This is a genomic window from Parasedimentitalea huanghaiensis, assembly GCF_009753675.1.
GTDB lineage: Bacteria > Pseudomonadota > Alphaproteobacteria > Rhodobacterales > Rhodobacteraceae > Parasedimentitalea > Parasedimentitalea huanghaiensis.
On sequence record NZ_WQLV01000028.1, the window covers coordinates 23,950 to 30,316 of the forward strand.

General features: G+C 53.6%; 6 protein-coding genes. 5 read left to right on the top strand and 1 reads right to left on the bottom strand.

The genetic code is table 11. The features are described from left to right. Positions 1–351 precede the first annotated feature (351 nt). Together GO984_RS22890 and GO984_RS22895 are read left to right on the top strand one after the other, a co-directional pair. Positions 352–1,164: a glycosyltransferase gene (locus GO984_RS22890; protein ID WP_157024859.1), complete on the top strand. Its 813-nt coding sequence runs from the start codon at positions 352–354 to the stop codon at positions 1,162–1,164. Continuing rightward, positions 1,161–2,027, top strand: a complete 867-nt coding sequence (locus tag GO984_RS22895) for a DMT family transporter (protein WP_157024860.1) — start codon at positions 1,161–1,163, stop codon at positions 2,025–2,027. Before GO984_RS22890 ends, GO984_RS22895 begins: the two co-directional genes overlap by 4 nt. Here the strand turns inward: GO984_RS22895 and GO984_RS22900 are convergent. Further along, the gene (locus tag GO984_RS22900; protein WP_157024863.1) at positions 2,016–2,822 is read right to left on the bottom strand and encodes a putative rhamnosyl transferase; all 807 of its coding nucleotides are present in this window, start codon (positions 2,820–2,822) and stop codon (positions 2,016–2,018) included. The genes GO984_RS22895 and GO984_RS22900 overlap by 12 nt on opposite strands. Positions 2,823–3,230: 408 nt before the next feature. Here GO984_RS22900 and rpsL point away from each other — a divergent pair, with 408 nt between their 5' ends. The 3 genes from rpsL to fusA are packed head-to-tail and all read left to right on the top strand — an operon-like array spanning position 3,231 to position 6,227. Next, a complete protein-coding gene (gene rpsL, locus GO984_RS22905; protein ID WP_127750150.1) occupies positions 3,231–3,602 on the top strand; it encodes a 30S ribosomal protein S12 in 372 nt (123 codons plus the stop codon). 12 nt (positions 3,603–3,614) lie between these two features. Then, the gene (gene rpsG / locus GO984_RS22910) at positions 3,615–4,085 is read left to right on the top strand and encodes a 30S ribosomal protein S7 (protein WP_138163922.1); all 471 of its coding nucleotides are present in this window, start codon (positions 3,615–3,617) and stop codon (positions 4,083–4,085) included. A 24-nt stretch (positions 4,086–4,109) separates the two neighbouring features. Beyond that, entirely contained in the window at positions 4,110–6,227 is a 2,118-nt protein-coding gene (fusA, locus tag GO984_RS22915; protein ID WP_157024861.1) for an elongation factor G, read from the top strand. Positions 6,228–6,367 lie beyond the last annotated feature (140 nt).

Consider the following 6,367-nt stretch of genomic DNA (forward strand, 5'->3'; position numbering starts at 1 on the left):
AAGCCCCCGTGCAGAAATGCGCGGGGGCTTTTTGCTTGTTGCGCTAAGGTGGCAACCTTGACCTTGAAGGTATGTTGGCGTTTGCCCGAGCGGGCGCAAATATGTCAGACACCTATGAAAATCGGGCGCTGGTCGTTGGTGGGAACTGACAGTAGATGGAACCCCACAAGGGCTCGCTACAGCGCGGTATTGGCCCTATCGCGATCCGGTGGGTGATTGTCCATCCGGCAATCCTTTAGTCTGCTATCTCAGCTTTTGCGTCCAGCTGGCTTGTCCCCCTAATAACCTCTTTTCTTTCCGGGCTTCAGGTGATTGGGTCAGGCAAACTAAGTTGAGATGTTGAGGCGGTCGATGGATTTGAATATCAAAGTGGTTGGACTGCTGCGCTTCTCAGTGCTCAGCCCAACCTATTACTCGGAACGCTTCAGCACACTGGAGGAAACCGCAGCGCATCTTTTTTCACCTGAAAGGCTGGAGCTGAGATTTCGGATCTTTGAACAACTTTGCCTTCGGTCCTTGATGCGGCAAAGTGATATGGATTTTACGCTGGTGGTGCTGACCGCCAAAGCGCTTCCAGCCCCATACATGATACGCCTTCTTGATCTGCTGGATCCGTTGCCAAATGTGGTTTGTCACCCTGTAGGTGAAGTTGCGCATTACAGAATGCTGAGGCAGGGCTATGCAATCGTGCCACCTGAAGAGGCAAGCCACGAAATTCTGTTCAGGTTGGATGATGATGATGCGGTGGATATCGATTTTGTCCGCCGCAGCAAGCATCTGGCCAAGGGCATGATCCCTCTGCAAGGGTCCGATACCCCGTTCATCATGGCTAACAACCGTGGTTTCTATGCGCAGAAAACTGATACGGGCGTTGATGTCTTCGATGCTTGTGAACGCGCGCCGCTGTCGACGGGCACGGCACTTGTTGCTCCGGTAGGTCATGGGATGAATCCCTACCGTTTCAATCACCGGAAGTTTGCGCAGCATTTCAATACATTCACTGACATTTCGGTGCCAAGTTTTGTGCGTACAATTCACGGCGACAATAAATCTGACCCGACGCAGATGGGGCGAACCCACAAATGGGACAACGAACAGATTGAAGCGGGCTTGAAACGGCATTTTGATCTGAGCGTGAGTGCGTTGCAGGAGATGCTGCCATGACCGGAAACCAGATGGGCGCGCTGCTTATGATCGGCAGTATGGCCGGGTTTACCATCAACGATACACTGGTCAAAATGGTTGGTGGGGAAATGCCTTTGTCGCAAATCCTGACACTGCGCGGTGTGGTTGCGACATTGTTGATCTATCTGTTGGCCCGGCGTTTGGGTTCCCTGCGGTGGAACCTGGCAAAGGGGGATTGGGGATTGGTCGCAGCGCGATGCGTTGCTGAACTCCTGTCTACCTACCTCTTTCTCACCGCTTTGATGGTGACACCTCTCGCCAATCTAACTGCGATCCTGCAGGGGTTACCGCTGACGATAACACTTGGTGCAGCCCTGTTCTTTGGTGAACCCGTGGGGTGGCGCAGGATGTCAGCGATCCTCGTCGGATTCTGCGGCATCTTGCTTATCGTGCGTCCAGGCGTTGATGGCTTTGGCTCAGGGACGCTCTATGGGCTTGGGGCTGTGATAGCCATTACAGCGCGGGATTTGCTGACCCGACGCATGTCGAGCGAGGTTCCGTCAATGGTAGTGACGCTGTTGGCTTCTCTGACGGTATTGGTGTTTGGTCTCGTTGCGTCAACGCAGGTCACATGGCAGCCCGCCACGGTCAACAGTCTGGCGATAGTCACCGGTGCAGCGGTCTTTATTTTTGTTGGATATCTGTGTTCTGTGATGACGATGCGGGTGGGGGACGTCGCCTTTGTTTCACCGTTTCGGTATACTGGGCTGCTTTGGGCATTGTTGCTGGGGTGGTTGGTGTTTGGCGACTGGCCAGACCCACTTACGCTGTTAGGGGCGGCAATTGTCGTGGCTACAGGGCTATTCACGCTCTACCGCGAGCGGCAAGTGTCAGAGAGCTGAGAACACGCGGCGGATATGATCGGGTTCAATTGCAAAGCGGGCCTCAATTTCGCCAGCCAATTCGGGTGTGACTGGCGTCACATCTACCACATGCGCGCCGCTCTGGCGGGAATCGTTGTATTGATTATGGGTACGTAGCCACATCGGGGCATCGGTAATGGTCACTGTGGGCATGAACTGATTTAGTTTGTGGTGTGCGAAGTTCATAATCGTTTTCGCTGAACCTCCCCGCACATACATGCCAAGCGCGGCTACATTGTAGGGCTTCATCGTGGCTGCAGCGGCCATGCCTGACGCCCCGACTTCTGCGATGAACCCTCGGTTGAAGTCGATCGCCACCGTTGGATTGCGATCGACCAGGCCGGGGCAGTCAATAACGGTTTGGCGGAGCCGTTCAACAAAATCCACTGAAACAGCGTCATCATCATCATGGCGAAACTGTATGCAGGGTTGCGATGGATCACGTCGTGCAGCGTTGAGAACCTCTTTCATCACCTCCCGCTGTCGACGTGGTGGCTCAGCGTGGATGCGGATCTGTGGAATGTCTGCGCACAGGTCGCGTAGGCGGTCCTCATGGTGCTTTGGCAGGCTGTCCCCAATCACCACGATGAGATCAAACTGCTGATCGGTTTGCGCACGCAGGCAGGGCAGGGCGATGGTTTCAATCAGTTGAAACCGCTCCATCAACCTCTCTTCATTGTAGAGAAAGCCAATCCGATCTTCGGTGGTTTCATGTTTGACTTGAAAGCCGCCAATTGCGGGATAGGAAAACCGGCACAACCCAATTACCTGCATGAATAGACCCTGACCGGTGAATAGCACATATTCGGTTACTATGGCCTGCCGGGTAGGGTACAGCAAGCTGTCCAAATGCTACGGGTCAATAATTGGGACATTGTATCGGATGTAAGCCCTTCGACGCCTAGAAGGTGGCGCAGTCTGGGCCCCTGTTGACATCATCTGCGACTCCCCATATACGCGCGATATCCGGCATTTGGGGGTCTCCTCATAAGCCGATATCAAAACTGTAGTGGACCAAGTTTCAAGCACCTATCGCTTGTTTCCTCTGTAAACCCACCGCGTCGTTCACCTCGGAATGGGAGCGATTGCGGTTTTTGCGCTTGTGATATCATAGCGCGAAAGAATTGAGCCGCACGTCCTGGCGTGCATGACCATGAGTTGCAAAACGGGGATAAAACCGGAATGCCAACGATCCAACAGCTGATCCGCAAGCCGCGGCAGCCGAAAGTAAAACGCTCGAAGTCCATGCATATGCAAGGCTGCCCGCAAAAGCGCGGCGTCTGCACACGTGTGTACACGACCACTCCTAAGAAACCAAACTCCGCGATGCGGAAAGTTGCTAAGGTACGCCTGACCAACGGTTTTGAAGTGATCTCCTACATCCCGGGTGAAAGCCACAACCTTCAGGAGCACTCTGTGGTTCTGATCCGTGGCGGCCGGGTAAAAGATCTTCCCGGTGTCCGTTACCACATCCTTCGCGGTGTTCTGGATACCCAGGGCGTCAAAGACCGTAAACAACGTCGTTCGAAGTACGGCGCGAAGCGTCCTAAGTAAGAGGAATATTCGATGTCACGTCGTCACGCCGCTGAGAAGCGCGAAATTCTACCCGACGCCAAATTTGGCGATCGCGTATTGAGCAAATTCATGAATAACCTGATGATCGACGGTAAGAAGTCGGTCGCAGAGCGGATCGTTTACAACGCGATGGATCGCGTTGAAAGCAAGATCAAGCGTTCGCCCGTTGAAGTCTTCCACGAAGCCCTCGACAACATCAAACCTTCGGTCGAAGTTCGTTCGCGCCGTGTTGGTGGTGCTACTTACCAGGTTCCTGTTGAAGTACGCCCAGAACGCCGCGAAGCTCTGGCCATCCGTTGGTTGATCAACGCTTCCCGTGCTCGCAACGAAAACACCATGGAAGAGCGCCTTGCAGGCGAGCTTATGGACGCTGTCCAGTCCCGTGGTTCCGCCGTTAAAAAGCGCGAAGACACCCACAAGATGGCCGATGCTAACAAAGCATTCAGCCATTATCGCTGGTAACCTCTAAGGATTAGGACGAGAACAATGGCTCGCGAATATCCCCTCGACCGCTACCGTAACTTCGGGATCATGGCGCACATCGATGCAGGTAAGACTACCTGTTCCGAGCGCATCCTGTTTTATACTGGTAAGTCACACAACATCGGCGAAGTGCACGACGGCGCTGCTACCATGGATCACATGGAGCAGGAGCAGGAACGTGGAATCACCATCACTTCGGCTGCGACAACCACATTCTGGGAACGCACCGAAGACGGTGAAACTGCGGATTCTGAAAAGCACCGCATGAACATCATCGACACCCCTGGCCACGTTGACTTCACGATTGAAGTTGAACGTTCGCTGGCGGTTCTCGATGGTGCGGTTGCTTTGCTCGACGCCAACGCTGGTGTTGAACCTCAGACTGAAACCGTGTGGCGTCAGGCTGACCGCTACAAAGTTCCGCGTATTGTGTTCGTCAACAAGATGGACAAGATTGGCGCTGACTTCTTCAACTGTGTTGAGATGATCGCCGACCGTACCGGCGCCCGCCCAATGCCGATCCAGTGCCCAATTGGCGCTGAGTCCGAGCTTGAAGGCATGATCGACCTGGTCACCATGAAAGAATGGGTTTGGGCTGGCGAAGATCTGGGCGCATCTTGGGAGCACCGCGAAATTCGCGCTGAGCTCAAGGACAAGTGCGACGAGATGCGTGCTGAGATGATCGAAATGGCTGTCGAAATGGACGACGATGCCATGGAAGCTTATCTCGAAGGCGAAGAACCAACGATCGAAAAACTGCGTGAGCTGATCCGTAAGGGTACGCTGGCAATGGAATTCGTTCCGGTTCTGTGTGGTTCCGCGTTCAAAAACAAAGGTGTTCAGCCTCTGTTGAACGCTGTGATCGACTATCTGCCTAGCCCAATGGACGTCGTTGATTACATGGGTTTCAAACCCGGTGATGAAAACGAAGAGCGTAACATTGCGCGTCGTGCAGACGATGACATGCCGTTCTCGGCTCTGGCGTTCAAGATCTGGAATGACCCCTTTGTGGGCTCGCTGACCTTTACCCGCATTTACTCCGGTAAGCTGGAAAAGGGCGATTCATTCCTGAACTCGACCAAAGGCAAAAAAGAGCGCGTTGGCCGCATGATGATCATGCACTCCAATGACCGTGATGAAATCGCCGAAGCATTCGCTGGTGACATTATCGCTCTGGGCGGACTGAAAGACACCACAACTGGTGATACTCTTTGTTCGATTGCTGATCCGGTTATCTTGGAAACAATGAACTTCCCCGATCCTGTGATCGAGATTGCCGTTGAGCCCAAGACCAAAGGTGACCAGGAAAAGATGTCGACTGGCCTTCAGCGTCTGTCTGCAGAAGATCCTTCCTTCCGTGTTGAAACCGATTTTGAATCGGGTCAGACCATCATGAAGGGCATGGGCGAACTTCACCTGGATATTCTGGTGGACCGTCTGCGTCGTGAATTTGGTGTTGATGCCAACATCGGTGCACCTCAGGTTGCTTACCGCGAGACCATTGGTCACGAAGTTGAGCACACCTACACCCACAAGAAACAGTCGGGTGGCTCGGGTCAGTACGGCGAAGTGAAACTGCTGATCACTCCAACAGAAGCGGGCGAAGGTTTCTCCTTCGAATCCAAAATTGTTGGTGGTGCGGTGCCTAAGGAATACATTCCTGGCGTTGAAAAAGGCATCAAGTCTGTCATGGATAGCGGCCCTCTGGCTGGCTTCCCTGTGATCGACTTCAAGGTTCAGCTGCTTGACGGTAAGTTCCACGATGTTGACTCCAGCATTCTGGCCTTCGAAATCGCATCACGTATGTGCATGCGTGAAGGTATGCGCCTTGCCGGTGCGAAGATGCTTGAGCCAATCATGAAAGTCGAAGTGATCACTCCGGAAGAATATACCGGCGGTATCATCGGCGATCTGACATCGCGTCGTGGTCAGGTGACTGGACAAGAGCCTCGTGGCAACGCAATTGCCATCGACTCGTTTGTGCCTTTGGCCAACATGTTCGGCTACATCAACACTCTGCGTTCGATGAGCTCGGGCCGCGCCCAGTTCTCGATGCAGTTTGACCACTACGATCCGGTTCCGAATGCAATCTCGGAAGAGATCCAAGCGAAATACGCATAAGCGTCAAATATTTAGCGGGTGCGCGATCAACGCGCATCTGCCTCAAACAAATAGGAGGCCATCATGGCTAAGGAAAAGTTCGAACGTACCAAACCACACGTCAACATCGGCACCATCGGCCACGTTGACCACGGCAAAAC

Excerpts from the sequence above, each read along its gene's own strand:
- rpsL (WP_127750150.1), top strand. The coding sequence starts at position 3,231 with ATGCCAACGATCCAACAGCTGATCCGCAAGCCGCGGCAGCCGAAAGTA.
- fusA (WP_157024861.1), top strand. The coding sequence starts at position 4,110 with ATGGCTCGCGAATATCCCCTCGACCGCTACCGTAACTTCGGGATCATG.
- GO984_RS22890 (WP_157024859.1), top strand. The coding sequence starts at position 352 with ATGGATTTGAATATCAAAGTGGTTGGACTGCTGCGCTTCTCAGTGCTC.
- GO984_RS22895 (WP_157024860.1), top strand. The coding sequence starts at position 1,161 with ATGACCGGAAACCAGATGGGCGCGCTGCTTATGATCGGCAGTATGGCC.
- GO984_RS22900 (WP_157024863.1), bottom strand. The coding sequence starts at position 2,822 with ATGCAGGTAATTGGGTTGTGCCGGTTTTCCTATCCCGCAATTGGCGGC.
- rpsG (WP_138163922.1), top strand. The coding sequence starts at position 3,615 with ATGTCACGTCGTCACGCCGCTGAGAAGCGCGAAATTCTACCCGACGCC.